Here is a 26,267-nt window from a genome sequence, read left to right as displayed (position 1 = left end):
GCGAGATGTCCGCGTGGAGGAGATGTGACGGAGTGACTCCTCGCCCGTGACGGAGTGACTCCCCGCCCGTGACGGAGTGACTCCCCGCCCGTGACGGAGTGACTCGCGAGCGTCAGTACCCGGTGAAGTGGTCCGTCCGGACGCGGGTGCAGGCGGGCCGCAGGTCGGCCCGTAAGGCGTCGACCATGGCTGTCGGTCCGGAGACCAGCGCGACCCGATCCTGTGCGTCCGGCACCGCCTCGACCACGACGTCGCCAGTCAACAGGGGCGCCTCGACGTGGGTCCAGTCCTCCGGCAGGCCCGACGGCGCCGCGGGCGAGACCAGGACCACCCGCACGCCCGTGCCGACGAGCTCGTCGGCGTACGGGACGTCGTCGCCGTCGGGGACGCCGTAGACCAGCACGACGTCACGGCGCCCTCGCGCAGCAGCACCTCCTCCCCCGGCGGCCGTTCCCCCGGCGGCCGTTCCCCGAGCAATCCCTCCCCCAGCAGCACCGTGTCGCAGCTGGCTGAGGAACGGGGTGACGCCGATGCCGCCGGCCACGAGCAGCAGCGGGGAATGCCCCCGTGGCCACACGAAGTCGCCGTGCACTCCGGTGGCGCTCACCCGTGCGCCGGGCTGCAGCCCCATGAGCTCACGCTTGAACGACGACGACTCCTGCGGGACGCGCAGCGCCACCGTGAGGTCGGCGGCCTCCGGGGGCGAGGAGATGCTGAAGACCCGACGTGTGCCCCGCAGGTCGCTGCGGTGCGGCACGTGCAGCTCGAGGTACTGGCCCGGCAGGAACGGGACCGTGTGCCGGGGCGCGAACGTCACCTCCTGCACGTCACCGCCCAGCCGGCGGGTGCCGACGATCTCGAGCCGGATGCCCCGACGCGGCGCCAGCGCGAAGGCCAGCAGGTTGCCCGCCAGCAGCGCCAGCTCGGGCGTGATGGCCAGGACGCCAAGGTCCGGCATGCTCACCCCGAGACGCGGGAGGGCGAGCGGCAGCGCGAACACGACGCCCGTCGCCGCCGCCACCGTGAGCTGCTGCCACCGTCGGGGCGGGAGCGTCAGCGGCTCGCTGAGCATGAAGCCGGCCAGGAAGACGATCGGGTAGGCGGTGGCGGTCACGCGTAGCGCCTCGCCGAGCGGTTGGCCCGAGGAGAGCCCCCATGCCACGAGTGCCGCCGCGACCACGACGAACAGCAGCCCGACGTCGAGCCGGCGCGTGCGCCACAGCACCAGCAGCGCACCGACCACGACGAACGGCAACAGCTGCTCCGAGGCGATCCACCACGTGGCGTTGACGGGCGCGTCGCGGCCCGCGAGCGACTGCACGACGACGAGCAGGAAGGCCCCTGCGGCCGTCGGGTTGAGCAGGTGACGCCCCCGCCAGGCGATGACGTACTTGGAGGCGGTGGCGAGCGCCGACGCACCGGCGAGCCAGGCGAGGTCCACGGCGTCGGTGGTGGGCCAGAACAGCATGAACAGCAGGAGCCCGGTGATCACCGCCGACTCGGTGTGCGGCCGTACCCCGAGCAGACGCGCCAGCATCGCGTTCGAGACCACCGACGCCACGAGCAGCACGCCGAGCGTGGCCAGCTGGCCCGGCACGGTGAACGGCTCGGCGAAGACACCGGTGGCGGTGAGAGCAATCATCACCAGGGCGAGCGCCACCAGCAGGATGGTCACCACCCGGTACATCGTCACCCGGCCCAGCAGGGCGTCCGCCCGCCTCACCAGGGATCGCATCCTCAGCGCCTCCTGCGTCGGCGGGTCCCGCACGGTCCCACCGTCGCGTCGGCACCGGCGTCGATGCTCCACGGAGTGCCGGCCGGGCCGGGGACGAGCATCGTCACGTGAACATCTCCACCGCGAGATCGCGTGACCAGCGCACGCTGCCGTCGTGCCTCATGACGGCCCACTCCACGTCCCACCGCTCGGTCACGACCTCAGGCTCGACGAAGAACAGCGCGGTCGCCAGCCCATCAGCGAGCATCGCGTCGCGCGCGACCACCCAGGTGGCCACGACGTCGCCCGTCGGCTCCCCGGTGCGCCCGTCCAGGACGTGGTGCAGGCCGTCGCCCCACGCGCGACGGTCGACGGCCGAGGCGCCGAGCGCCCGGCCGGAGCCGATCTCCACGATGCCGACGGCCTTGGCCTGGTCGCGGGGATCTTGCAGGGCGATGCGCACCGGCCACTCGCCACGGTGCAACACGTCACCGCTCGCGTCGACGGCGAAGTATCGGTGCTCGGCGGCGACCTCCGCCGCGACGAGGTCGACCAGGAAGCCCTTCCCCGCGGCGCCGACGTCGATCAGCACCGGCTCGCGCAGGCTGAGCACCGGGGGCCGCCAGTCGATCACGTCCCACGGCGGCACCGTGGCGACGTCGTCGCTCGGCTGCAAGGAGTAGTCGGCGTCGTACCCGAGGTCGCTCAAGGTTCGCCCCACGAGTGGGTTCACCGCGCCGCCGCTGACGTCGTACAGCTCGCTGTAGAAGGAGAGGAGACGGTCGGCGGTGGCGTCGAGCGTCCAGGCGCCGCCCTCGCGTGCGGCGCGGCTGACCACCGAGTCGCCGCGGAATCGCGACCAGGTGCGCTCGACGTCCTCGATGCGCAGCAGCACTCGCGCACGGGTGTCGTCGGAGACCGGGGCGTCGGTATCGATCTCCCACCAGGTGCCGATAGCCTCGAACTGCCAGAGCGTCTCCGTCCCGGCGGCGGAGGGCGCCTCAGGCCGTGGCATCGGCCTTGATGCTGTCGAGCGCCTCGTTGAACCCGCCGGCGGTCAGCGAGGACCCGGCGACCTTACCGACGTCGAGCTCATCGATGTTCTTGCCCACGACCTCATCGGCGATGCCTCCGGCGAACTGACCCTGGAACTGCGCCGAGGTTCCGGAGGCGCCAGGCGTGACGGTGATGTCGCTGACGGTGCCGTCCTCGAGGGTCAGCTCGACGTCGACCTCCGACGTGCCGCCGGGGTTGGAGTAGCTGCCGGTGGCCTCGTACGTCCCGTCGGCGTACCCACCGCTGCTCTCACCGCCGTCGGTGGACTCCGCCGACCCATCGGACCCGGTGGAGCCCCCGTCGTCGGTGGAGTCACCACCACAGGCGGCAGTGGCAAGCACGGCCGTCGTGGCGACGGCGGTCATGAGGGGCTTGGCCAGGCGGGGCAGCGACACGGGTCTCTCCTCGGTGGTGGGCGGACGCACATTCATCGTGGCACGCTCAACCAGTGAACGCCGGGCTGTGGCCGAGGGTTCCGGTTCCAGTGTACGACCCGGCCCGGTGTGCGCCCGCCGGACGCTCCCCACCCACCCCGGTTCTCTCATGCTGACCCAGGTTTGCGAACCGGGGTGAGCAACGGGAAACCGGGGGATGTCACCTGATTCCCAGGAATTCCTGGGAATCAGGGGGTACCGGTGACGCATGACGTGGGCGATATCGCATGCTGGAACGGTTCTTCCCGTGGGGCACGGCAACTTAGGATGTCCTCATGCATGCTGGATCCCGGTATGCCGTCTGACCTCCAGGAGACTTCTTCCATGAGCAGGAACCTGCGTGTCGCCGTCGTGGGCGCTGGGCCCGCCGGTGTCTACGCCGCTGACATCCTCACCAAGTCCGAGCTGCCCGAGGGCATCGGTGGTGTGACGGTCGACCTGATCGAGCGTGACCCCACTCCGTTCGGCTTGATCCGTTACGGCGTGGCTCCCGATCATCCGCGGATCAAGGAGATCGTCAAGGCGCTCAAGAGGGTCATGGGCAACGACGACATCCGGTTCTTCGGCAACGTGGCCTATGGTGACGACCTCAAGCTCGACGACCTGCGCCAGTTCTACGACGCGGTCGTCTTCGCCACCGGCGCGCGCCGCGACCGCGACCTCGACATCCCCGGCATCGACCTCGACGGCTCCTACGGGGCTGCGGACTTCGTGGCCTGGTACGACGGCCACCCCGACGTCGACCGCGACTGGGACTTCCAGCCGCACGCCAAGCAGGTCGCTGTCCTGGGTGTCGGCAACGTCGGCCTGGACATCAGCCGCATCCTGGCCAAGACGGCCGATGAGCTGCTGGTCACCGAGATCCCGGACAACGTCTACGAGGGTCTGCGCAAGAACGCCACCACCGACGTGCACATCTTCGCCCGACGTGGCCCGGCGCAGGTGAAGTTCACGCCGATGGAGCTGCGCGAGCTCAACCACTCGCCCAACATCGACGTCGTCGTGCACCCGGAGGGCTTCGAGCTCGACGAGGGCTCGCACGAGGCCATCCGCGCCGCCAAGAGCCAGAAGCTCGTCGTCGACGTGCTGCAGAACTACCTGGCCAAGGAGCCCACCGGCGCACCGCACCGCATCCACATCCACTTCTGCCAGAACCCCACCGAGATCCTGGGCGCCGATGGCAGGGTCGTGGGGCTGCGCACCGAGATCACCGAGCTCGACGGCACCGGCAACGTCCGCGGCACCGGTGAGTTCATCGACTGGCCCGTCCAGGCCGTCTACCGCGCCATCGGCTACTACTCCGACAACCTGGCCGGCCTGCCCTTCGACCTGGCCACCGGCACCGTCCCCAACGACGGCGGCCGCGTCATCGAGATCGACGGCAACCCCCTGCCCGGCGCCTACGTCACCGGCTGGATCAAGCGTGGGCCGGTCGGCCTGATCGGCCATACCAAGTCCGACGCCGCCCAGACCGTCGAGCTCCTGCTGGCCGACGTGGAGAAGCTCACCGAGCCCACCCACACCGAGCGTGGCGCCTTCGACGCCTACCTCGACAGCCGCGGCCTGGAGTACACGACGTGGCAGGGCTGGGAACAGCTCGACGCCCACGAGCTCGCCCTCGGCCAGGCCCACGAGCACGACCGCGAACGCGTCAAGGTCGTCCCCCGAGAAGAGATGGTCCGCGTCTCACGCGCCTGACCACCCAAGGGAATCGGGACCGTCCCGGTCCGGACTCCACCGGCGGGGCCCCAGCCACGGCGGGAACGAGCGTCGCAGGCCGGGAGCGGTGCGAAGCAGCCCTCAGCCCTCCGGCGGGACGGCCATGACCTGGACCCGGCACGGACCGTCGCTGCCGGCGCCGGGCAGCTCGTCGATGGTGAACTCGGCGGCCTGGTCCGGCTCGACGGCGGGCAGGTCGACTGCCGAGGCCGCGAGGTCGTCGCCCCCCTGGCCCACCTGGACGGTGACGCGGTACGCCACCGGCTGCTTGGTGGTGTTCTTCACCGTGCCGACGGCGTACCAGATGTCGTCGTCGCCCGCCTCGCAGCGGAAGCCGCGCAGCGCCTCGGGGACGAACACCGCATCGTCGCTGAGCTGTCCCTCATCCTGAGCGGCCGCGGACTCCCTGGCCTTGGCGCTCGTCTCACGCGCATCCGATCCACCGCAGGCCGCTGCGAGCAGCGCGAGCACCAGGAGAGGGGCCAGGACACGCATGCGCCCATCCCACCACGTCGCCACGAGCAGACCGGGGCGACACTCGCGAGGCCATGCCGTCGACCGTGGAACCTCGCACCGGCCGGGCACGATGCGGGCACCAACCTGAGGCCGCCTCACGTTCGTTGCCTCGGGCGCATTACTATGACGTCCGAACATCTCTGAGGAGGGTCACATGACCACGATCGAACGACTGGGCGTCATCGGCGGCGGGCTGATGGGCTCCGGCATCACCGAGGTCGGCGCCCGCGCGGACCTCGACGTCGTGACCGTCGAGGTCGATGACGACGCCGCCAAGGCCGCGGCCGAGCGCGTCGAGACCTCGCTGCGGCGCGCCGAGCAGCGCGGCAAGATCACCGAGCAGGACGTCGCCGCCACGCTGGAGCGGATCACCTTCACCTCCGACCTGCAGGCCCTGGCCGACCGCGACCTCGTCGTGGAGGCCGCCAGCGAGGAGGAGCAGACCAAGCTGGAGCTCTTCGGCCGGCTCGGACGGATCGTGCAGAAGGACGACGCGATCCTGGCTTCCAACACGTCCTCCATCCCCATCGTCAAGCTCGGGGCCATCTCCGGCCGCGCCGACCGGGTCATGGGCGTGCACTTCTTCAACCCGGCACCGGTGATGAAGCTCGTCGAGCTGATCCCGTCGCTCACCACCAGTCCGCAGACCATGGAGCGCATGCAGGGCTTCGTCGAAGGGACGCTCGGCAAGGAGCCGATCGAGGCCACCGATCGCGCCGGGTTCGTGGTCAACAGCCTGCTCGTGCCCTACCTGCTGTCAGCGATCCGCATGTACGAGGCCGGCTACGCCTCCGCCACGGACATCGACTCCGGCATGGTCCTCGGCTGCGGCCACCCCATGGGCCCCCTCGCCCTCAGCGACCTCATCGGCCTGGACACCATCCGCGCGATCGGCATCTCCATGTACGAGGAGTTCAAGGAGCCCCTGTACTCCCCGCCACCGCTGCTCGACCGGATGGTCGACGCCGGGCTCCTCGGCAAGAAGTCCGGGCACGGCTTCTACCCCTACGATTGAGCCCGGCGTCCTCACACTGCCGGGCAGGTCCGGTCCTCCCGGCCCCCTGATTCCCATGAACTCATGGGGATCCCCCGCTCACCCCGGTTTGCGAACCGTGGTGAGCAATAGGAAGCCTGGGTAAGTGCCCCTGATTCCCATGAACTCATGGGAATCAGGGGGACGGCTCGTCCGTCAGTGCGTCGCGGGGGCGTCGGCGGGCTTGCGCACCCAGAAGGCCACGGCGATCAGCAGGATCGACAGCACCGCGCTGATCGTGAACGCGCTCTGGACGCCGTCGGTGATGCCTTGAGCCTGCGTGGCACCACCATCGGTGGATCGTGCGGCGACGATCGTCATGACGGTGACCAACAGCGCGGTGCCCGCCGCCCCGGCCACCTGCTGGAAGGTACCCACCACGGCGCTGCCGTGCGAGTACAGGTGGGCGGGGACGGAGCCGAGTCCGGAGGTCATGAGCGGGGTGAACGTCGCGGCCAGGCCGGCGAAGATGACCGTGTTGGCCACGAGCAGCCACCACATCGGTGTCTCGGCGTCGATCACCGTCAGCGCCCAGACGCCGGCGCTGACCAGCAACGTGCCGGGCACGATGAGCACCCGTGGCCCGCGGGCGTCGTAGATGTGCCCGACCAACGGCCCGGCCAGGCCCATGAGCAGCCCACCGGGCAACGAGAGCAGGCCGGTCTTCATGGGTCCGTACTCCAGCACCTGCTGGGCGAAGTACGGGATGAGGATGAACGTGCCGAACATCGTCATCATGCCGAGGATCATGGCCATCATGGCCAGGGTGAACTGGCCGGCACTGAAGACCCTCAGGTCCAGCAGCGCGCGATCGGTCCGCTGCAGGACGAGCTGGCGCCACACGAAGCTCACCATGGCCACGCCGCCGATCACGGCGGGCACCCACAGCGGCACCTGCGACCCCGACTCAGCCGACTTGCCCAGGGCGACGAGCGTGTAGACGAGGCCGCCGAAGCCGAGGATCGCGAGCGGCACCGAGAGCAGGTCGATGCGCGCATCGGTGGACTCGGCCACCGAGACGATGAACCTGGCTCCCACCACGAGCGCGACGATCGCGATCGGCGCGACGAGCCCGAAGATCCAGCGCCAGCCGAGGTGGTCCAGGACGATGCCCGAGAGCGTCGGCCCCAGGGCGGGGGCCACGGCGATGACCAGGCTGACGCTGCCCATCATGGCGCCACGTCGGGCCGGCGCCACGACGGTCATGATGGTGGTCATCAGCAACGGCAGCATGATGGCCGTGCCCGAGGCCTGGACGACGCGCGCCACGAGCAGCACCTCGAATCCGGGCGCCACGAAGGCGATCAGCGTCCCGGTGGTGAACAGGAACATCGCTGCGATGAAGAGCGTACGGGTGGGCACCCGCTGGATGAGAAACCCGGTGAGCGGGATGACGACGCCCATCGTCAGCATGAAGGCGGTGGTCAGCCACTGGCCCGAGCTGGGCGGCACCCCGAGCTCGACCTGGAGCACGGGGATGGCGACGCTCATGACGGTCTCGTTGAGGATCACCACGAAGCTCGCGACGATCAGCACGATGATGACGATGAGGTGCTCGCGAGACACCGCATCGGCACCCTCGGCCGTCTCTGACTCCGAGCTTGGATCAGGGGCGGAGGTGGCGTCCAGGGTGACGTCGCTCACAGTGTTCCTTTCAGGAAGATTGACCAGCGCAACGATACCTACGCCCACCAACAGGGACCGAACGATTTTCTGAGCGGTCCAGGCATCGACGGCGCCGGCCGCCGACGTGGCCCTGCCGTCAGCGCTCCACCGACCGAGCCGGGCCGTGGGATGTGCTCGTTCTCAGAGCAGCTCGCCCAGGCGGCGGGCAGTGACGACGGCCTCCAGCCGTGAGTGCGCGTCAAGCTTGCGCATCGCGTTGCGTAGGTAGCTGCGGGCGGTCTCCAGGCCGAGCCCGAGACGCTCGGCGATCTCGGCGTTGCTGCAGCCCAGCGCAACCAGCGACAGCACGTCCACCTCGCGTCGGCTGAGCAGCGCGGCCTCCGGCGGCGCGGGACTGAGACGTCGCTCCAGCTCGCGCAGCCGCTCGGCGACGACCGGGTCGCGCGAGTCGTCGGCGATGCTGCGCACCTGTGCCCAGACCTCCCGCAGCGTCGCGGTGGCCGCGGCGTCGGCCGGGTCGAGTGCCGGGTCGACGTGCGCGACCCGCTGCTCCACCTCGTCGCGGACCCGGATCTCCTGGCCCACCGACTGCGCGGCCGACGTCGCCGCCACGGCAGCACGCCGCCCCACCCGGGACGCCTGCCGGGACCCGACGTAGACCAGCCCCCGCACGTGACCGAGCACGCTCACCGGGACGGCCAGCAAGGACCCGATGCCTTCGCGGAGCACCTGCTGGTCGTACTCGTGCGTGATGTCTGAGGCGGTGCCGTAGTCGGCCACGAGGCGCGGTCGGTCCTCCTCGAGCACCCGGCCCCCGAGGCCCGTCCGGGACCGCACCACCAGGCCTCTCAGGCTCGACGTCCGCGTGCCGAACGTCTCGCTCAGGCTCACCGCCGAACCATCAGCCAACCCTCCGAACACGACCTCTGCACCCAGGTCGCGGTGCAGGCCGCGCAGGCCGGCGCGCAGGGCATCGGCGTCGCGGGCGACACGTGAGGACACGGTTACCCCTTTCCGGGGGTGGCGGGCTCGTCAGCGGTGAGGCTCAATGGTAGGTGAGGCCCATCACACGGGCACCCACCGATCCCCACGCACCGATCCCAGGAGGCTGCCGCATGTTCGTCCCGTTCAGCATCCGCGACTTTCTCGACCGCGCCGTCACCGTCTACCCGGACCGGGTGGCCGTGGTCGACGAGCCGGACCAGAGTGCCCCGTCGTGGGGCGAGCTCACCTATGCGGAGGTGCATCGACTCGCCGCCGCCCAGGCCGCGCGGCTCGATGAGCTGGGGGTGCCCGTCGGGGGACGTGTCGCGATGGTCTCGCAGAACGCGGCCCGGCTCTACACGTCGTTCTTCGGGGTCTCGGGGTGGGGCCGCGTGTTCGTGCCGGTGAACTTCCGTCTTGCGCCCGCGGAGGTGGAGTACATCGTGCAGCACAGCGGCGCCGAGGTGGTCATCCTCGACCCGTCACTGGAGCACCTGCGCGAGGCCTGCTCGGCCGCCAAGCACGTGTTCGTCCTGGGAGAGGACGACGAGGCTGTGTGGGGATGGTCCCCGGAATCCGGTTCCAGGCCGGCCCACGGGGCCTCGCCCGAGCCGTGGGAGGCCGACGAGTCCGCCACGGCCACCATCAACTACACGTCGGGAACGACCGCACGCCCCAAGGGGGTGCAGCAGACGCACCGGGCCCTGTGGACCAACGCGACGGTGTTCGGCTGGCAGGCCTCGGTGGACGACCGCGACGTCTACCTGCACACCTTGCCGATGTTCCACTGCAACGGCTGGGGCATGGTCTACTCCGTCACCGGCATGGGCGCGCGACACATCGTCCTGCGGCAGATCGACGGCACGGAGATCCTGCGTCGTATCCGCGACCACGAGGTGACGTTCCTGTGCTGCGCGCCGGCGGTCCTGTCGGCGACGCTCGACGCACTCAAGGACTGGGAGGGCGAGGTCCCGGGCCGCGACCGGGTTCGCTGCGTCGTCGCCGGCGCGCCACCACCGACGAGCACCATCGAGCGCGTGCGGGAGGAGCTGGGCTGGGAGTTCATCCAGATCTACGGCCTCACCGAGACCGCTCCCCTGCTGACCATGAGCCGCATGCGGGAGGAGTGGGACGACCTCGACGCCACCGAGCAGGCCCGCAACCTTGGCAAGGCGGGAGCGCCGGCGCTGTCGACCACCCTGCGCGTGGACGACTCCGGCGAGCTGCTGGCCCGCAGCAACACCGTCCTGGAGGGATACTGGGACAACCCGGAGGCCAGTGCGGCGTCGTTGGCCGGGGGATGGTTCCACACCGGCGACGGTGGCACCTACGAGGACGGCTACGTCACGATCGCCGACCGCAAGAAGGACGTCATCATCACCGGTGGCGAGAACGTCTCCTCCATCGAGGTGGAGGACGCGCTCATGTCGCACGATGCAGTCCGCGAGGTGGCGGTGATCGGCATCCCGGATGAGAAGTGGGGCGAGCTGGTGACGGCGCTCGTCGTCCTGGAAGACGGGGCGCAGGCGTCGCAGGACGATCTCATCGCCCACACCCGGCACCGCCTGGCGGGGTACAAGTGCCCCAAGCGGGTGGAGTTCCGTGAGGAGCTGGCCCGCACGGCCACCGGCAAGCTGCAGAAGTTCAAGCTGCGCCAGGAGTTCTGGGGCGACCGCGACCGCCAGGTCAACTGACGTCCGAGGAGTCGATGAGTTCTTGTCGGACTACCCATACGGCAGGGTGCTCCGCAACAACGGGCGGTACATCCTCATCCAGATCGCCACCGTGGTCGAGAGGCTGCCCGAGCCCTTCAAGGAGGCTCGCGACGACGTCGACTGGGTTGCCATCGGGCGGATGCGAAACCTCATCGCACACCACTACGACACGGTCGACGATCAGCTCGTCTTCGCTGCCTCGCAACGGCGGATCCCCGAGCTGTTGCAGCGACTCGGTCTCGCTGACTGAGGTCGGGGCGTGAGCACTCTCAGGTGATGAGCGGGCCGAACGGATGATGCTCGGCCGGCTCCCAGTGGCCCGGGTTGCCGGCGCGCCACGTCGCGACGTCGGCCTGTGACATCGCGGTGAGCGAGATCGGGTGGCCGTCGCGGCCCGCCACGGGCCAACGGTGCGGGCGGAGACCGACGTACGCACTGACGTCCTGCGGCGCGGTGCCGTCCTCCAGCACCACCTGCCCTGCATCCAGCGGCACCAGGTCGTAGCCCGTTCCACGACCTTCGACCTCGTCCAGCAGGGCAATGTCCTGCGGTGTGCACATCGAGACGAAGAACTCCGCCTCGTGGTCAGCCGCGGCGACGAGGGTCGCCACCACCTGACCGTCACCCCGGGTGCCGTGGCTCCACACCGCCGCCAGGCCCGAGGTGGAGCACAGCAGGTTGACCATCGGCCCACCCTGCCGCAGCACCTTGGCCGGGCACCGGTTGGACCCGAAGCTCAGCACCGCGGTCCGCTCCTCCAGCCGTGGGCGTCCGCGGGAGGCGAGCCAGTCGTCGAGGCACTCCGTCCGCGGGCCGGTGCGCACCACCCAGTCCGACGGCGCCGCAGCGTCCGGCTCGACTCGATGCACCCAACCGTCGGCGTCGACGACGTAGGAGTGGTCGGGCCAGGACCCTGGGTAGGGCTCCTCCGGCCAGTCGGTGACGGGCCGTCGTTCGCTCACGTCGCCTCCTTCGCGGACCCGGCCTCCCCCACGGTGGGCAGGTCGCGGATGATCGATCGGACGAACTCCACCGCCCGCTCGACGGCGTCGTCCACCAGCGTCCCTTCGTCACGTGCCACCATGTCCAGCGCGATCTCGTTGATGCCGCCGAGGATGCCCAGCGCGCGGGCGTCGTCCAGCACCTTGGCCGGCCGGTCGCCGCGCTCGGTGGCCATGACCTCCTGCATGCCGCGCACGTAGCGCCAGGTGGCCTCGGCCCTCGCCTCGACGCCTGGGCGACCGACGGTGAGGACGTCCAGCAGGTGCGCACGGGCCAGGTGTGGCTTGGTGACGAAGGCACGGAAGTAGATCTCCACCCCCACCACGGTCTCCTCGAAGGACGACTCGGCACGCGGAGCCTCGCGGGCGATCTCCGCCATGACGCCGGCATGGAAGCGTCGATGGTGCTCCAGCAGGCAGTCGCCCTTGGTGGCGAAGTTCTCGTAGAAGGCGCGTTTGGAGGTGCTGGCGGCGGCGACGATGTCGGCGACGGTGACGGCGGTGTAGCCGCGGTCCCTGATCGCCTCCTCGAGCCCGGCCAGCAGCCGGGCCACCATCTGCTCGTCAGCTCGGGGACCGCGCACGGCGTTGCTGGCCGGGCTCATCGGGGCCTCGACGCAGTGCCGCGACGACCACCCGCTGGGTACCATTGCGTACCAGCGGCGGTGGTCGAGCTGATCTGGGGGCAGCTCGACCCCGTCGTCATGTGGTGGGCGCCGCTCGGCGCCGCGGGAGCACACTGCAGCCCTGGTGGGACGCGAGGAGTCACGAGCTGGCCTTCTGGTCTGGACGGAACGCCGTCAGCCTATCCACACATCACGAGGGACACCGTCAACTGACTCCCGCCACCTCCCTCGGTGGTTGAGTAGCGATGGCGGTTGGGGTACCTCCCTGCACGGAGCGCAGCGTGGGGGTACCTCCCGCGAGCGCAGCGAGTGGGGGCGTGCTCGGGGGCGGAACGAGCACGTCATCGCGTATCGGAACCACGCTTCTGATCCGCGGTCGGTCCCGATCGGCGGAAGTTCTTCTTCGCCAGGGCAGGGAGCGCGTCGTAGTCACGACGAATGAGTGCCTCGCGTTTGGCCCGCCCCCAGCCCTGGATGCGCTTCTCCAGCCAGTACGCCTGCGCGACGGACTCACAGGGCCACGACCAGACCAGCTCGACGGGACGCCGTCGCCGGGTGTAGGCGGCACCATGCTCGGAATGGTTGTGCTGCCAGAGCCGAGCGTCGAGGTTGCGGGTGCTTCCGACGTAGTAGCTGTCGTCGGCGCAGCGGAGCATGTACACCCAAGCCATCAGCACAGTGCAGCGCCTCGCGCATACCGGCGTCGAATGAGTTTCCACAGGCGGGTGCAGCTGGCTTCGATCCCCACCGTCAACGTGGTTTCGATACGCCGCTCGCAGAGCTCGCGTCGCACTCAACCACCGAGAAGCTCGCGCAACCCATGACTCCCGGCACCCTTCCTCGGTGGTTGAGTAGCCCTCGGCCAGCGAGGAACGAGCGTCGCCGAGGGCGTATCGAAACCACGCTTCTCGACCACGCACACTCACGTCAACGTGGTTTCGATACGCCGCTCGCTGCCCTCGCGTCGCACTCAACCACCGAGAAGCTCGCGCAACCCATGACCCCCGCTACCCTCCTCGGTGGTTGAGTAGCGATGACGGCTGGGGGTACCTCCCTGCACGGAGCGCAGCGAAGTGCTCGGGGGCGGGACGAGCACGTCATCGCGTATCGAAACCACGCACTCACGCCAACGTGGCTTCGATACGCCGCTCGCTGCCCTCGCGTCGCACTCAACCACCGAGAATCTGGCGCAACCGTTGACGTGCGGGGCCTCAGAGGGGGTCGAGGCCGGTGATAACCCAGTCGCCGTCCTGCTTCTCGGCCTGCACGGACAGCTGGGCGGCGGAGACGCTGGCCTCATCGTCGGCGGCACGCTGGCTGGACTGGTCGAGGAAGACCAGCAGCTGCGCGGAGTCGTCGTCGAGCTCCTTGACCGCCACGGCCTGGACCTGTGCGGTGAGGACGAGCTCCTGGTCGGGGGCTCGCTCCTGCAGCGAGGCGAAGAGCGTGTCGTACTCCTCGCGCGCATCGCCACTGAGCAGACTGTCCGCGGCCGCCTCCGTGGGGCCGGGATCAGCGTGGTCGTAGGAGAGGACGGCACCGAGAGCCTGCGAGACCTCGGCCTGCACCTCACTGGTGGCGTTGGCGTCGACGACGGCGAGGTTGCCGGCCGCGTCGGAGCTACGGATCTGCCAGGCCATGGCCGCCCCGACGATGCCGGCGGCCACGAGCGCGGCGGCCAGCACGAAGGCCACGAGGGAACGGGCGCGAGTCATCACAGGTTCACCGCCAGCTGCTGCAGTGCGGAGAGCTTCCACTCGCCGTCCACCTTCTCCAGGTCTGCCGAGAAGCGGTTGCGCTTGACCTCGGGCTCGGCATCGTCACCGTCGCCCGAGTCGTCCACGACCGTCACCTCCACGGCGGCCAGCAGGGTGGCCGTCGTGCCGTCGAGGTCGAGCACGGCCGCGTCGACGACCTCGCCGGTGGAGATCTTGGCCTGCTCGGCCAGCAACGTCAGCTCGTCCTCGCCCACGGCTGCGAGCTGGTCGGCCAGGGTGCCGGTACTCACCGAACGCCAGGAGTCGATGCCCTCCTCGACCTCGCGGTGGTCCAGCGTGTTGAGCACCTCGATGGCGTGGGTCGCCTCGACGACGACGGTGTCGCGTTCCTCGGCCTGGGTGTAGGCGCCGTCGTTGTCCACCACCCACCAGGCACCGAGCCCGAGGACGGCGACGAGCACACCCACGAGGACCAGGACGAGATCACGACGTCCGCGGCCACCCGTGGCGCGGGGTTCATCGGCGACCGGTGACTCCGGTGGCCCGTCGGACACCGCCGAGTCGTCGGACGCAGTCTCGTCGTCGGCCACGGTGCCGCCCTCTCGAAGATGGTTGTGCAGGTCGGTGCTCATCATCACTCACCACCCATCAGGTCGGCCAGCGAGTCGGCCGTGCTGATGTGCGCGCCGGCCGGGGCGAGGCTCCCGCTGCGTCGCGGCACCGACTGCGGGCCGCGCACGTTGGTGCCCGACGAGGGCGAGGCGGTGCAGCCGGCTGAGGTGTTGAACGGCCGCCCTCGCGACGTCGTCAGGCCCTCACGCTTCTGCGTGCCGCCGTACCCGGCGGTGCACGGAAGCGGGTCGAAGAACGACGTCACCAGACCGAGGTCGATCGATCCGGCGTCGGTGACGCTCCACCCGACGCTCAACGCCTCCGGGGCCTTGATGAGGGCGTCCTCGACGCCAGCTGCGTTGACGCCGAAGACCTGGGCGGTGGAGACGAGGTTGGCCATGAGGGTGCCGAGGGGGCGGCCGACCTCGGCGAACAGGGTCTGCAGCTCCCGCGCGGCGGCAGGCGTGACGTCGATGAGACGTCGCAGGTCGCCGTCGGCGGACTCCAGGGTGTCGGCGATGAGCGACAGGTCGGAGCTGAAGGAGCGGATGCTGTCACCGGCCTGGGCCTGGGTGGAGAGCACGGTGTCGGAGTTGCGGATGAGCTGGCGGGTGACGAGGAAGTTTTCATCGGCCGTCCTCACGAACTCCTGCGACGTCTCGACCAGCTGGCCGAGACCGTCGCCGAGGCCCCGGGACAGCTCGTACGTCTCGTCGATGACGGTGGTGAGGGAGTCCTCGGGGACCGAGGCAGCGAAGTCGCGGCCGGTGCGCAGCACCTCCTCCACCGGTGGCGGCATGCCGGCGCCGCTCACCCGGTCGCCATCAGCGAGCGCCGTGCGGTCGGCGTCCCACGCGCCGCGCAGGTCGACGTACTGCTCGCCGATGGCGGACCGGTTGGCGACCGACGCCGACACCCCGGAGGGGAGCGACGGGGCGTCGGCGTCGATCCTGAGCACGGCCTCGGTCCCCTGGTCCGTGGCCGTGAGCTTCTCGATCCGGCCCACCGGGACGCCTCGGTAGGTGACCTCACCGTTGGTGAAGGTGCCGCCGGAGTCCGGCATGGCGACGGTGACGCGGTAGTCGGAGCTGAAGGGGTTGATGCCCACATAGGTGGCGCCGAGGTAGCTGGTGCCCAGCAGGGCGGCGACCACGAAGATCATCACCTGGATCTTGATGCGTCGGGTCAGCATCACTCATCACCCTCCTCGGGCGGCAGGGTCGACGTCGGCGCTGACGTCGACGGCGCAGTGGGCGGCGGTGACCCGCCTCCCGGCAGCGTGGGCGGCACGCCGGGGCCGGGCGTCGGCACCGTGACCGAGGGTCCGGGCGTGCCGGGCGAGGGCGATGTCGTGGGGGGCAGGAGCGTCGGCGGGGTCTCGTCCTCTGCCTGCTGGGATTGCCTGCCGGCACCGGTCCCGGAGGCTGGGGCGTCGTTGCCGGTGATCTGCGGCCAGTCGCAGCCGATCGCCCCGCACCCGCTGGGGGTGCGGAAGTTGGTCTCGATGAAGACGTTGAGGTAGTCGCCCTTGATCGCGCCGAGCACCGAGTCGGGGAACGGGTAGGTCAGCAGGATCTCCAGGGACTCCGGCAGGGCGCGCCCCGACGCGGCCAGCCGGTCGAGGATGGGCTGGAGGAGCTTGAGGTCGGCGACGATGTCGTCCTGCGCGGCGTCGAGGGTCTGCACGGAGACTGCCGAGAGCCGATCGAGCGCCTTGAGCATGTCGACGAGCTGCTCGCGCTGGTCGACGAGCACCTGCATGCCCGGGCTCAGGCCGTCGAGTGCGGAGACGATCTTGTCCTGGTCGGCCTCCAGGGTGCGGCTCAGGTCCGCCAGCCCGTCGATCGCATCGGTGATGGACTCCTTGCGCTCGTCGAGCACGGAGACGAAGCCCTCCATCTCGGTGAGGAACGCCTTGATCTCCTCGGGCCGGCCGGTGGAGACGTCCTGCAACTCGCGGGAGATCTCCTGGAACTGGCCGATGCCGCCACCGTTGAGCACGAGGGAGAGCGCCCCGAGCACCTGCTCCACCTGGGCCGCCTGGGAGGTCTCCTCCAGTCCGAGGGCGTCTCCGTCGCCGATCGCGGGGCCGGCCTGCGGCTCGTCGGGTCGCACGATGGCGACGTACTTCTCCCCGAGCAGGCTGGTCTGCTGCAGCCGGGCGGTGGTGCCGGCCGGCATCTCGACGTCGCGGCGCACGACGATCTCGACCTGCGCGCTGCGGCCATCGTCGTTGAGGATGATCTTGGAGACGCGGCCGACGTCGACGTTGTCCGCCTTGACGCTGGACTGCGGGACGAGGTCGAGCACGTCCTCGAAGTCCGCCGAGACGGTGATCGGGTCCTTGCCGACGTCGGCGCCGCCGGGCAGTGGCGTGTCGTAGACGCCACCACTGAGCATCCCGCAGCCGCCGAGGGTCAGGGCGGCGGCAGTGGCGAGAGCTGTCAGGGACGTCCGGGTGCGCCTCATCGTCCGCCCTCCTCGTTCGTGTCGCCGTCGGTGGGAACGAGCAGCGGCGGGGCGTCGTTCGAGGACCGGGCCGTCCTGCCGTCGCGGGACTGGATGGACAGCTCGTTGAGGTTGCCGCGGCCGCTGAGCGTCTGGCTCGAGGGGTCGTAGGCGCGCAGGAAGTTCTGCAGCGCGAGCGGGATCAGCCGTACGGCCTCCTCCAGGGAGCGTCGCTGCTTGGTGAGCACCTGTGTGGGGCCGATCAGGTTGTCGACGCTGGTCTTGAGCTTGCCGCGGTTGTCGCGGATGAAGTCGTCGAGGACGGCGAGCGCCGAGCCCAGCTCGTCGATCGCGCCGGCGAGGTCCTCGCGATCCTCGGCGAGATAGTCGGTGACGGTGGCGAACTGCCGGTTGACTGCGGCCACGGAGTCGTCGTTGCTCACCAGCATGTCGTTGAACTCGCTGAAGTTGGCGATCGTGGCGAAGAGGTCGTCGTCGGAGTCCGCGAGGGTCCCGAACGCGTCGCCGAACTCGGTGATCATCTGGTTGATGCCGGCTCCCTGGCCGTCGAGGTTCTCGGCGGCGACGTCGAGCAGCTCGCCGAGGGCGCCGTCGGCGTTCGCGCCGTCGGGGCCGAGGTTCTTGCCGATGTCGGTGAGCGACTCGTACATCTCGTCGATCTCGACGGGGACGGCGGTGCGGTCGGGCTCCAGGACGGTGCCGGATGCCAGCGTGGGCCCGCCGCGGTCGGGCTCGGTGAGCTGCACGAACCGGTCGCTCACGAGCGTGGGCGCGACGACGACGGCAGCTGTCTGCGCACCGACCTCCTGGCCGCGGTCCAGCTCCATGGAGACCCGGACGACGGCGCCGTCGGGCTCGACGTCGGTGACCGTGCCGACGGGAACGCCGAGCACCTGCACGTCCGAGCCCGGGTAGAGGCCGACGGTGGACTCGAACAGCGCTTCCAGCTCGGTGCCCGGGCGCTGGGTGAGGTACCAGGTGAGGCCGCCGGCGACGAGCGCCGTCGCCGCCACTGCTCCGACGATCTTGGTGGGGGTTCTCATCGCTTGCCTCCCGGGAAGCAGTTGCGCTCGACCTCACGCTCGAGGACCGGCCGTTGCATGCCGTCCTCCTCGTGGAACAGGCCGCACACGTAGGAGTCGATCCAGCGGCCGCTGCCCAACGCGCTGGTGACGTTGCGGTAGTAGGGGCCGATGAGGGCGACGGCCTTCTCGAGGTTGTCCTGGTTGCGCTGCAGGATCGCGGACAGCTCGTCGAGCCGGGCCAGGGCGGGCCTGAGCTGCTTCTCGTTGTCGTGGACGAGTCCGCGCAGCTGCACGCCGAGCCGCCGGGTGCCCTGCAGGAGGGAGCGCACGGTCTCGCGGCGGTTCTCCAGCTCGCTCAGCAGCGAGCTGCCCTGCGTGATGATCCCCTCGATCTCGGCGTTGCGGTCCTTCAGGGTCCCGCTGACCTCGGCGGTGGCCTCCAGCAGGGCGGCGAGCTCCTCGTCGCGGGTGGAGATGGTGCGTGAGAGCGACGTCAGGCCGTCGACCATCTCCCGCACGGACTCCGGGGTGTCCTCGAAGGCGTCGCTGAGCACCTCGAAGGACTCCTCCATCTGCTCGGTGTCGATCTCGGTGATGGTGGAGGAGAGGTCGGAGAAGGCGGCGTTGACGTCGTAGGGCGTGGTGGTGCGCGAGACGGGGATGGCGGTCTCCAGCTCGCCACGACCCTGGGGCTCCAGGGAGAGGAACTTCTGGCCCAGCAGCGTCTTGACCTTGACGGCAGCGCGGGTCTGGTCGCCCAGCTCCACGCCCTTGGCGCGGAACTGCACCACGACGGTCTCCTGCTCGAGCGAGATGTCGCTGACCTCTCCGACCTTGACGCCGGCGACGCGGACCTCGTTGCCGGGCTTGAGGCCGCCGGACTCGGCGAGGTGGGCGGTGTGCTTGGCGCCGCCGCCGATGACAGGCAGGGCGTTGGCGTTGAACGTGAGCGCGAAGATCAGGACCATCGCCACCAGTCCGAGGACGGCGATGACGACCTTGTTGCGCTCGGCGAACGCGGTGGGGAACCTGGACATCAGCGGCACCTCCCGGCGGGGTTCTGCGCCCCGAGCTCACCGAGGTAGCCCTCGGGGTGCGGGATGGCCCCGTCGAGGGAGCACAGGTAGAAGTTGAACCAGGAGCCGTAGGAGGCCAGCCGGCCGATCCGGTCGAGCTTGACCGGCAGGGTCTGGAAGAGCTCCTCGAGCACCGGTTCGGCGTCGCTGAGGTTCTTGGACAGGTCGCCGAGGGACTTGATGGAGCCCTTGAGGGGCGCGCGGCCCTCCTCCAGCAGCTCGGAGACGCTCACGGTGAGCCGTCCCATGCCGTCGAGGGTGTTGCCGATGGTCTCGCGGTCCTCGGCGAGGCCGCTGACCAGTGCGTCGAGCGTGATCAGGGTGGTGTCCAGCTGATCGGAACGGCTGTTGATGGTCTGCAGCACCGAGGACAGGCTGGTGATCAGCTCGTCGATGACCTGCTCCTTGTCCGCGAGCGTCGAGGTGAGGCTGGCAGTGCTGGAGATCAGGTTCTCCACGGTGGCGCCCTCCCCCTGGAAGACGGAGATGATCTGGGCGCTGAGGTTGTTGACGTCCTCGGGGTCGAGGAACTTCAGCAATGGCTGGAACCCGTTGAACAGCACCGTGAGGTCGAGCGCGGGGCGGGTCTGCTCGATGCCGAACGTGGCGCCTTCCTCCAGCTCCGGTCCGGGCAGATCGGCGGGCTCCAGGGAGATGTAGCGCTGGCCGACGAGGTTGCGGAACCGCAGCTCCGGCGTGGTGCCTGCCCGCATGGGTGTGGAGGTGCTGACGGTGAAGTCGACCTCGGCGTCGTTGTCCTCGGAGACCGCGATCGATGAGACGGTGCCCACCTTGACGCCGGCCATGCGGACGTCGTCGCCGCGGTTGAGGCTGGTGGCGTCGCTGAAGTGCGCAGTGTAGGTCCGCGAGCTGCCGGGCACGTCGTTGCGGATGACCGAGGCCAGCAGTGCGGTGGCCAGGATGGTGACGGTGGCGAAGGCGACACTCTTGACGATCAGTGACTTCATCGCACTGTCACCTCCGCTCCGCGCAGGGTGGGGCCGACCAGCAGGCTTCCCCAGCTGGGGTAGTCGTCGGGGTCGACGCCCTGGGCCGATCCCTCGATCTCGGCGATGAGCCGGTTCTCAGCCGGGGAGTTGGCGTCGCCGAGGTTGTCCGTCCCGTCGGCCTGCTGGCGCAGCAGCTGCGACGGCGGGGGCTGGATCTGCTCGGGCGGCTCCTCACCGGCGGGAGTGCCGGGCTGTGGGCCGCCGTCGGCACCGGCGGACGACGAGGTGGTGGCGGCCGAGGCCGGGCGGGCGCCGGTGCGTCCGGTGACGTAGGGGCAGCGGGCCTTGCCGCCGGTGGCGAACCTGGGCCGGTCACGGCCGGGCACGTACTTGCCGCGCGACTCGGTGATCTGCAGGGAGACGTGGACTCCCGGCTCGGCCGTGCCGGCGCCAAGCACCTTGTCCATCTCGGGGATGAAGTCCCGAGCGGCGCGGAACATGCACGGGAACTGGTTGGCGTACGGACGGGCGGCGCCGAGGGCGGCGCGGGACTCGCGGGAGAGCACGATGATGGTGCGTTGGTTCCTGGAGACCCAGCCCTCGGTGGTGTCCGCCGAGCCGATGACCCGCGCGTAGGCCTGCGACAGCTGGCTGCGCTGGTCGACGAGCGTGCGCGACGTCGTGGTCATCGTGTCCAAGGCCTCCAGGAGGTCGGGGGCGGCGTCGGAGTAGACCTCGGTGACCTCGGCCAGCTTGGCGAAGTCCTCGGCCATCTGCGGCACCTCCGGGTTGAGCTTGGTCAGGTACTCGCCGGCGTCGCCGAGCGTGTCGCCGATCTGCTCGCCCTGTCCGCGTAGGGCGGTGGACAGCTCGCCGAGGGTGGCGGCGAGCTTCTCGGGCTGGATGGACTGCAGCAGCGGCAACAGCTCGTCGAAGAGCTCCTCCAGCTCCACTGCCTCATCGGAGCGGTCCTGGTGGATGTGGTCACCTGCGGACAGGCCGCCGCCGGTGGAGGCCAGGGGCGTGACCAGGGAGACATACCGCTCCCCGAACAGGGTCTTGGGCAGCAGCCGGGCGGTGGTCTCGGGCGGCAGCTCGTCGGCGGTGGCGGGCTTCAGGGCCAGCGTGAGGGTGGCGCCGCCCGGCGCGGAGTCGATCCCGGAGACTTCTCCCACGGGGACGCCGTTGAGCTTCACGTCGGAGCCGGTCTGCAGGGCGTTGCCGAGGGTGCCCGTGCTGAGCTTGACGTCCACGCTGGAGACGAACGCCTTGTTGTAGACCAGCACGGCCACGAGCACGAGCAGCGCGGCGACGCCGAGGTAGACCAGCCCCAGCGCGAGGTCGGAGATCTTGGTGCCTGGCTTCATCCGGCGATCCTCACGGTGGTCGTGGTGCCCCACAGCGCCATGGACATGACGAGGTCCAGCACCGCGACGGTGACGATGCTGCGTCGCACGGCGGCGCCGACGGCCCGGCCGACGCCTGCTGGTCCGCCCGTGGCGGAGTAGCCGAGGCGGCAGTGGATCAGGATGATCAGCACGGCGAAGACCATGACCTTCAGGAACGACAGCAGGATGTCGATGGGTGGCAGGAACAGGTTGAAGTAGTGGTCGTAGGTGCCGGCGGACTGGCCGTGGATGTACACCGTGACCAGGCGTGAGCCGGCGTAGGAGGTCAGCAGGCCGATGACGTACAGCGGGATGATCGCGATGAACCCGGCGATGACGCGCGTGGTGACGAGGAAGTTGACGCTTGGCACCGCCATGACGGTGAGGGCGTCGACCTCCTCGTTGATGCGCATGGCACCCAGCTGGGCGGTGAATCCGGCGCCGACGGTGGCCGAGAGCGCGAGGGCGGCGACCAGCGGAGCGATCTCGCGGGTGTTGAAGTAGGCGGAGATGAACCCGTTGAGGGTGGCGGTGCCGATCTGGTCCAGCGCGGCGTATCCCTGCATGCCGACGACGCCGCCGACGAACAGCGTCATGCCGAGCATCACGCCGATGGTGCCACCGATGACGGCGAGGGCGCCGGTGCCGAAGGAGACTTCCGAGAGCAGCCGGACGATGTCGCGCGGGTAGTGCTTGAGCGTCGACGGGATGGCGCCGAGGACCTGGCCGTAGAAGCGCAGCTCCTGTCCGAGGTCGGCCAGCCCGGCCACCGGGCGGTCGAACCAGCGCGGCTTGCGCGGCGGCGGCAGCTTGCGCCGGGGCTGCGGCGTTGCGCCGGGGTCGATGGTGGCGGTCATGTCAGGCCCCCTTGCCCGGCACCAGCTGCAGGTACAGCGTGGTGATGACGAAGTTGACGAAGAACAGCAGCAGGAAGGTCACAACCACCGACTGGTTGACGGAGTCGCCGACGCCCTTGGGTCCGGGCGCGGTGTTGAGCCCACGGTGGCAGGCGATGATGCCGGCGAGGAACCCGAAGACGACGGCCTTGAGCTCGCCGACCCACAGGTCGGACATCTGCGCGAGCGCTGTGAAGCTGGCGAGGTAGGCGCCCGGCGTTCCGCCCTGGACGATGACGTTGAAGAAGTAGCCGCCGACGACGCCGACCACGGAGACCAGGCCGTTGAGCAGGACGGCAGCGCCGATGCAGGCGAGCACGCGGGGCACCACGAGGCGTTGGACGGGTGAGACGCCCATGACCTTCATGGCGTCGATCTCGTCGCGGATGGTGCGTGAGCCGAGGTCGGCGCAGATGGCCGCACCTCCGGCTCCGGCGACCACGAGCGTGGTGACGATGGGGGCGGCCTGCTGCACGACGGCCAGGACGCTGGCGGCGCCGGTGAAGGACTGTGCGCCCACCTGGACGGTCAGGGTGCCGAGCTGTAGCGCGATGACAGCGCCGAAGGGGATGGCCACCAGCAGGGCGGGAAGCCAGGAGACGCTGACGACGAACCAGAACTGCTCGAGCGTCTCGCGCGCGGCGAACGGCCGGCGGAACGTGGCCCGGGTGGTGTCCAGTGAGAGCGCGAAGACGTCGCCGGTGGAGTCGAGGGCGCGGGCGACGGGGTTGCGACGGGGTACCGGCGGGGCCGGCTCACGCTCGTCGTCGTCGGCGACGTAGAGCGGGGCGCCCCCGGAGGCGACGCGCTCACGATGCCGGGCCGACGACGGACGGACGGCGCCGCTGCGCGGGCTGAGCTGGCGCGGCAGCACCTCGATGGCGCGGGCGCCGGCGTGCCGGGAGGCCACGCTGACGCCGCCGGGCCCGTGCTCGGGCCCATAGTCCGGCAGAGAGAGGTCGATGGGGTCGGAGAGCCGGTGGTCGGTCTCCTCGCTCATGCCGATGGGGCCTTCGGGGTCGCCGCTCATGAACTGGCTGACCACGGGGTGGTCGGTGAGCAGGAACTCCTCGCGGGGACCGAACATCACCAGCTCGCGGCGGTACAGCATGCCGAGGTTGTCCGGCATGGTGCGGGCCAGCTCGATGTTGTGGGTGACCACGAGCATCGTGGCGTCGGTGGCGGTGTTCACCTCCACGAGCAGCTGGGCCAGGTTGGAGGTGCGGACGGGGTCGAGCCCGGAGTCCGGCTCGTCGATGAGGATGATCTCGGGGTCGGTGACGAGGGATCGGGCGAGGCCGGCGCGCTTCTTCATGCCGCCGGAGATCTCGCCGGGCAGCTTCTGCTCGGTGCCCAGCAGCCCCACCATGTCGAGCTTCTCCATGACGATGTCGCGGATCTCGCTCTCGCTCTTCTTGGTGTGCTCGCGCAGCGGGAAGGCGACGTTGTCGTAGACGTCCATGGAGCCGAAGAGGGCACCGTCCTGGAACAGCACGCCGAACTTCTTGCGCAGCTGCAGGCGCTGGGACTCCTTGGCGGCCACCATGTCGACGCCGTCGATGAGGATCTCGCCGTGCTCCGGCTCCACGATGCCCATGAGCGACTTGAGGAAGACCGACTTGCCGGTGCCCGACGGGCCCAGGAGGGCGGTGATCTCGCCCGGAGGCAGCGCGAGCGAGACGTCGTGCCAGATGTTCTGTCGGCCGTAGGTCTTGCTCAGCCCGTTGACCTCGACGCTTCCGCCCATGGGGACGTCCCTCCCGCTCGATGATGGTTGGCGGCGCCGTCCCGCCCCCTCGGTGGGCCGGCGCCTTCGCTGAAGGTAGGTGTGGTCCGGGTCACGGCGGAACGAGCAGGTCCCTGGAGGAGGCAACTTAACCTTTTCGTAATATTCGTTTGTCGCGCACATCACAAGTTCTGTTCTTCCTAGGCGTGGCCCGCCCTCGTGGGCTTGCCGACGGCCCCCTTGCCATGGCTTCATCGATGCTGTCGCCCCCTCATCGACGTTTGTTCGGCCTGTGCGTCAGGCAGGCCTGGAGGGAGCCCAGATGACCGTCGTCGACCTCACCGCGCACCGGGCGAGCGCGGAGCGCATTCTCACGCCCCAGGCGTTGCCAGAGAGCTGTTTGGAGGTGCTGCGCGACCGGATCGACCGTGCGGTGCGCGCCGCCAGCGACACCGACCGCGTGGAGGACGTGCTGCTGTCGCGCGTCCTGCGCGAGTCGGTGGACGCTTTCATCACCAGCGGTGGCGACCCCCAGGCCGCAGCAGAGCTCGTGGCGCCGTGGCTGGAGCGCATCGGGGAGCGGCAGGCCCGCCTCGGCGCCGACGTCGAGTCCCTGGCCGATGCATTCCGTTGCGCCCAGAGTGCGGCCCAGAAGGGACTGCGCGACGCCGTGGGGCGCGTGCTGGTGGGCGACCCCCTGACGGCGGTGCGCGAAGCGCTCATGGCCTACGTCTCCCTGCTCTACCGTCACGCCCGCACCGGCATGGAGCGTGTCCAGGCGATGGCCGAGATGAGCGAGGCCGAGAAGACCGACCGACTGCGGAAGGCAGCCTTCGAGCGGACGTCGAACACGGCTCTGCGGGATCTCGCGGCGGCCGCCGGGCTGCCACTCAACGCCTGGTACGTCGCAGTGGTGTGCGTGGAAGGTGACGTGCCACCTCAGCTGCGCGACCACCCCCGGACGCTCGCCCACGCATCAGAACCGGAGGTGCTGGTGCCGTCGACGTGGACGTCGTCGAGGATCGCCGGGATGTTGGAGAACCAGGCGGTCAGCGGACCAGCGGCCGCTCTCGCCGACGCGGCGGACGCCGTGATGCTGGCTCGCCGAGCGGCGACGTTGCTCCGGGACGCACAGGTCAGCGACGAACGACGCCTGGTGCCCTGCACCGACCTGCTGGGAGAGCTCCTCATCAGCACCGACTCGCTCCTGACCGAGCTCATCGGTCAGAAGCATCTGGGGCCGCTGGAGGAGATGCGTCCGTCGCGCCGACTGAACCTGGCCAAGACTGTCCTGCACTGGCTCGAGCGGGGCGTCACGGCCAACCAGCTGGCTCGTGACCTGGGCATCCCACCGCAAACGGTGCACAGTCGCCTGAAGGCAGCCAAGGCGACGTTCGGTGACGCGCTCGACGACCCGACCCAGCGCCTGGAGCTGATCGTCGCACTGCGCACCGCCATCGCCCGCTGGCACGAGAGCGACTGAGGCCCACGGCCACGCCTCGCCGCCGCAGCCCGGGCCCGGTTGGCGCGGCCGGCGTCAGCACGGTTGTCCACAACGACACACAGGGGCGATAGTCATCGTCGGCCCTCGTCCGTATATTGCTGGCCCAGTGAGTCGAGATCGGGCAGACTGAGAGAGTGATCGTGGTGGAGCAGCAGACCTGGATGACCCTCGTGGGGTGTGCCAGCCTGGCCGTCGCGCTCGCCGCCTACCTCGCCGTCATCTTCCGCCACCTCCGGGACGACATCTCCAAGCTACGCACCGAGCTCAAGGACGACACTGCCCAGCTACGCACCGAGCTCAAGGACGACACCGCCCAGCTACGCACCGAGCTCAGGGCAGACCTCGGCTCCATTGACGCGCGGCTGATCTCGCTGGAGAACCGCACCTACGATATCTCCAGCCGGCTGCCCGCTGCCCCCGTCACCAAGCCCTGACCTCGCGCCACACGAACAGGGAACGAAACACTCCCGGACAGCGCT

At 69.8% G+C, this 26,267-nt stretch carries 25 protein-coding genes and 1 pseudogene; 6 read left to right on the top strand and 20 right to left on the bottom strand.

Going from position 1 to position 26,267, the window contains the following annotated elements; genetic code table 11:
* Positions 1–112 precede the first annotated feature (112 nt).
* The 3 genes from ACEVFP_RS02510 to ACEVFP_RS02500 all read right to left on the bottom strand — a co-directional run bounded on the left by ACEVFP_RS02510 (position 113) and on the right by ACEVFP_RS02500 (position 3,165).
* Positions 113–1,768 (bottom strand): FAD-dependent oxidoreductase, encoded by a 1,656-nt coding sequence (locus tag ACEVFP_RS02510; protein WP_375001769.1) that lies wholly within the window; start codon positions 1,766–1,768, stop codon positions 113–115.
* 70 nt (positions 1,769–1,838) lie between these two features.
* Positions 1,839–2,729 carry an FAD:protein FMN transferase gene (locus ACEVFP_RS02505; protein WP_375001768.1) on the bottom strand — a complete coding sequence of 297 codons (891 nt, stop codon included), beginning with the start codon at positions 2,727–2,729 and terminating at the stop codon, positions 1,839–1,841.
* Complete coding sequence (locus ACEVFP_RS02500; protein WP_375001767.1) at positions 2,716–3,165, bottom strand: hypothetical protein; 450 nt, start codon at positions 3,163–3,165, stop codon at positions 2,716–2,718. Before ACEVFP_RS02500 ends, ACEVFP_RS02505 begins: the two co-directional genes overlap by 14 nt.
* Before the next feature lie 363 nt (positions 3,166–3,528).
* On the opposite strand from ACEVFP_RS02500, the gene ACEVFP_RS02495 reads away from it, so the two are divergent.
* Positions 3,529–4,902, top strand: a complete 1,374-nt coding sequence (locus tag ACEVFP_RS02495; RefSeq protein ID WP_375001766.1) for an FAD-dependent oxidoreductase — start codon at positions 3,529–3,531, stop codon at positions 4,900–4,902.
* Between the two features lie 102 nt (positions 4,903–5,004).
* On the opposite strand, the gene ACEVFP_RS02490 is transcribed toward ACEVFP_RS02495, so the two are convergent.
* Complete coding sequence (locus tag ACEVFP_RS02490) at positions 5,005–5,418, bottom strand: hypothetical protein (protein ID WP_375001765.1); 414 nt, start codon at positions 5,416–5,418, stop codon at positions 5,005–5,007.
* Positions 5,419–5,593: 175 nt separating this feature from the next.
* Here ACEVFP_RS02490 and ACEVFP_RS02485 point away from each other — a divergent pair, with 175 nt between their 5' ends.
* The gene (locus tag ACEVFP_RS02485) at positions 5,594–6,454 is read left to right on the top strand and encodes a 3-hydroxybutyryl-CoA dehydrogenase (protein ID WP_375001764.1); all 861 of its coding nucleotides are present in this window, start codon (positions 5,594–5,596) and stop codon (positions 6,452–6,454) included.
* Between the two features lie 174 nt (positions 6,455–6,628).
* Here the strand turns inward: ACEVFP_RS02485 and ACEVFP_RS02480 are convergent, their stop codons facing one another.
* Positions 6,629–8,116 (bottom strand): DHA2 family efflux MFS transporter permease subunit, encoded by a 1,488-nt coding sequence (locus ACEVFP_RS02480; RefSeq protein WP_375001763.1) that lies wholly within the window; start codon positions 8,114–8,116, stop codon positions 6,629–6,631.
* Between the two features lie 162 nt (positions 8,117–8,278).
* Positions 8,279–9,100: a LuxR C-terminal-related transcriptional regulator gene (locus ACEVFP_RS02475; RefSeq protein ID WP_375001762.1), complete on the bottom strand. Its 822-nt coding sequence runs from the start codon at positions 9,098–9,100 to the stop codon at positions 8,279–8,281.
* Between the two features lie 113 nt (positions 9,101–9,213).
* Between ACEVFP_RS02475 and ACEVFP_RS02470 the strand changes: the two genes are divergently transcribed.
* Complete coding sequence (locus ACEVFP_RS02470; RefSeq protein ID WP_375001761.1) at positions 9,214–10,776, top strand: AMP-binding protein; 1,563 nt, start codon at positions 9,214–9,216, stop codon at positions 10,774–10,776.
* Positions 10,777–10,798: 22 nt separating this feature from the next.
* On the top strand, positions 10,799–11,047 hold the full coding sequence (locus tag ACEVFP_RS02465) for a DUF86 domain-containing protein (protein WP_375001760.1): 249 nt from the start codon (positions 10,799–10,801) through the stop codon (positions 11,045–11,047).
* A 19-nt stretch (positions 11,048–11,066) separates the two neighbouring features.
* Here ACEVFP_RS02465 and ACEVFP_RS02460 read toward each other — a convergent pair whose 3' ends face one another.
* The 14 genes and pseudogenes from ACEVFP_RS02460 to ACEVFP_RS02395 all read right to left on the bottom strand — a co-directional run.
* A complete protein-coding gene (locus ACEVFP_RS02460; protein WP_375001759.1) occupies positions 11,067–11,759 on the bottom strand; it encodes a hypothetical protein in 693 nt (230 codons plus the stop codon).
* A complete protein-coding gene (locus ACEVFP_RS02455; RefSeq protein ID WP_375001758.1) occupies positions 11,756–12,403 on the bottom strand; it encodes a TetR/AcrR family transcriptional regulator in 648 nt (215 codons plus the stop codon). The genes ACEVFP_RS02460 and ACEVFP_RS02455 overlap by 4 nt, the downstream gene beginning before the upstream one ends.
* Before the next feature lie 362 nt (positions 12,404–12,765).
* The gene (locus ACEVFP_RS02450; RefSeq protein WP_375001757.1) at positions 12,766–13,095 is read right to left on the bottom strand and encodes a GIY-YIG nuclease family protein; all 330 of its coding nucleotides are present in this window, start codon (positions 13,093–13,095) and stop codon (positions 12,766–12,768) included.
* Positions 13,096–13,635: 540 nt separating this feature from the next.
* The gene (locus tag ACEVFP_RS02445) at positions 13,636–14,139 is read right to left on the bottom strand and encodes a hypothetical protein (protein WP_375001756.1); all 504 of its coding nucleotides are present in this window, start codon (positions 14,137–14,139) and stop codon (positions 13,636–13,638) included.
* Positions 14,139–14,774 carry a hypothetical protein gene (locus ACEVFP_RS02440; protein ID WP_375001755.1) on the bottom strand — a complete coding sequence of 212 codons (636 nt, stop codon included), beginning with the start codon at positions 14,772–14,774 and terminating at the stop codon, positions 14,139–14,141. Before ACEVFP_RS02440 ends, ACEVFP_RS02445 begins: the two co-directional genes overlap by 1 nt.
* Before the next feature lie 2 nt (positions 14,775–14,776).
* Positions 14,777–15,946, bottom strand: coding sequence for an MlaD family protein (locus ACEVFP_RS02435; protein ID WP_375001754.1), 1,170 nt, complete (start codon positions 15,944–15,946; stop codon positions 14,777–14,779).
* Entirely contained in the window at positions 15,946–17,223 is a 1,278-nt protein-coding gene (locus tag ACEVFP_RS02430; RefSeq protein WP_375001753.1) for an MCE family protein, read from the bottom strand. Before ACEVFP_RS02430 ends, ACEVFP_RS02435 begins: the two co-directional genes overlap by 1 nt.
* Positions 17,220–18,266, bottom strand: coding sequence for an MCE family protein (locus ACEVFP_RS02425; RefSeq protein ID WP_375001752.1), 1,047 nt, complete (start codon positions 18,264–18,266; stop codon positions 17,220–17,222). Before ACEVFP_RS02425 ends, ACEVFP_RS02430 begins: the two co-directional genes overlap by 4 nt.
* Complete coding sequence (locus tag ACEVFP_RS02420) at positions 18,263–19,285, bottom strand: MCE family protein (RefSeq protein ID WP_375001751.1); 1,023 nt, start codon at positions 19,283–19,285, stop codon at positions 18,263–18,265. The genes ACEVFP_RS02425 and ACEVFP_RS02420 overlap by 4 nt, the downstream gene beginning before the upstream one ends.
* Positions 19,285–20,292 (bottom strand): MCE family protein, encoded by a 1,008-nt coding sequence (locus tag ACEVFP_RS02415; RefSeq protein WP_375001750.1) that lies wholly within the window; start codon positions 20,290–20,292, stop codon positions 19,285–19,287. The genes ACEVFP_RS02420 and ACEVFP_RS02415 overlap by 1 nt, the downstream gene beginning before the upstream one ends.
* Positions 20,289–21,641, bottom strand: coding sequence for an MCE family protein (locus ACEVFP_RS02410; protein WP_375001749.1), 1,353 nt, complete (start codon positions 21,639–21,641; stop codon positions 20,289–20,291). Before ACEVFP_RS02410 ends, ACEVFP_RS02415 begins: the two co-directional genes overlap by 4 nt.
* Entirely contained in the window at positions 21,638–22,519 is an 882-nt protein-coding gene (locus ACEVFP_RS02405) for an MlaE family ABC transporter permease (protein ID WP_375001748.1), read from the bottom strand. Before ACEVFP_RS02405 ends, ACEVFP_RS02410 begins: the two co-directional genes overlap by 4 nt.
* Before the next feature lies 1 nt (position 22,520).
* A complete protein-coding gene (locus ACEVFP_RS02400; RefSeq protein ID WP_375003753.1) occupies positions 22,521–23,237 on the bottom strand; it encodes an MlaE family ABC transporter permease in 717 nt (238 codons plus the stop codon).
* A gap of 471 nt (positions 23,238–23,708) precedes the next feature.
* A pseudogene (locus ACEVFP_RS02395) lies at positions 23,709–24,305 on the bottom strand (ABC transporter ATP-binding protein); the annotation flags it as partial.
* A 301-nt stretch (positions 24,306–24,606) separates the two neighbouring features.
* On the opposite strand from ACEVFP_RS02395, the gene ACEVFP_RS02390 reads away from it, so the two are divergent.
* Positions 24,607–25,767 carry a helix-turn-helix domain-containing protein gene (locus tag ACEVFP_RS02390; RefSeq protein ID WP_375001747.1) on the top strand — a complete coding sequence of 387 codons (1,161 nt, stop codon included), beginning with the start codon at positions 24,607–24,609 and terminating at the stop codon, positions 25,765–25,767.
* A 155-nt stretch (positions 25,768–25,922) separates the two neighbouring features.
* On the top strand, positions 25,923–26,222 hold the full coding sequence (locus tag ACEVFP_RS02385; protein WP_375001746.1) for a hypothetical protein: 300 nt from the start codon (positions 25,923–25,925) through the stop codon (positions 26,220–26,222).
* Positions 26,223–26,267: the final 45 nt, after the last annotated feature.

Origin of the sequence: Aeromicrobium sp. CTD01-1L150 (assembly GCF_041951745.1) — a bacterium.
Lineage (GTDB): Bacteria > Actinomycetota > Actinomycetes > Propionibacteriales > Nocardioidaceae > Aeromicrobium.
Note: the sequence above shows the minus strand (reverse complement) of the source record. Positions and strands in the feature narration are given on the sequence as shown.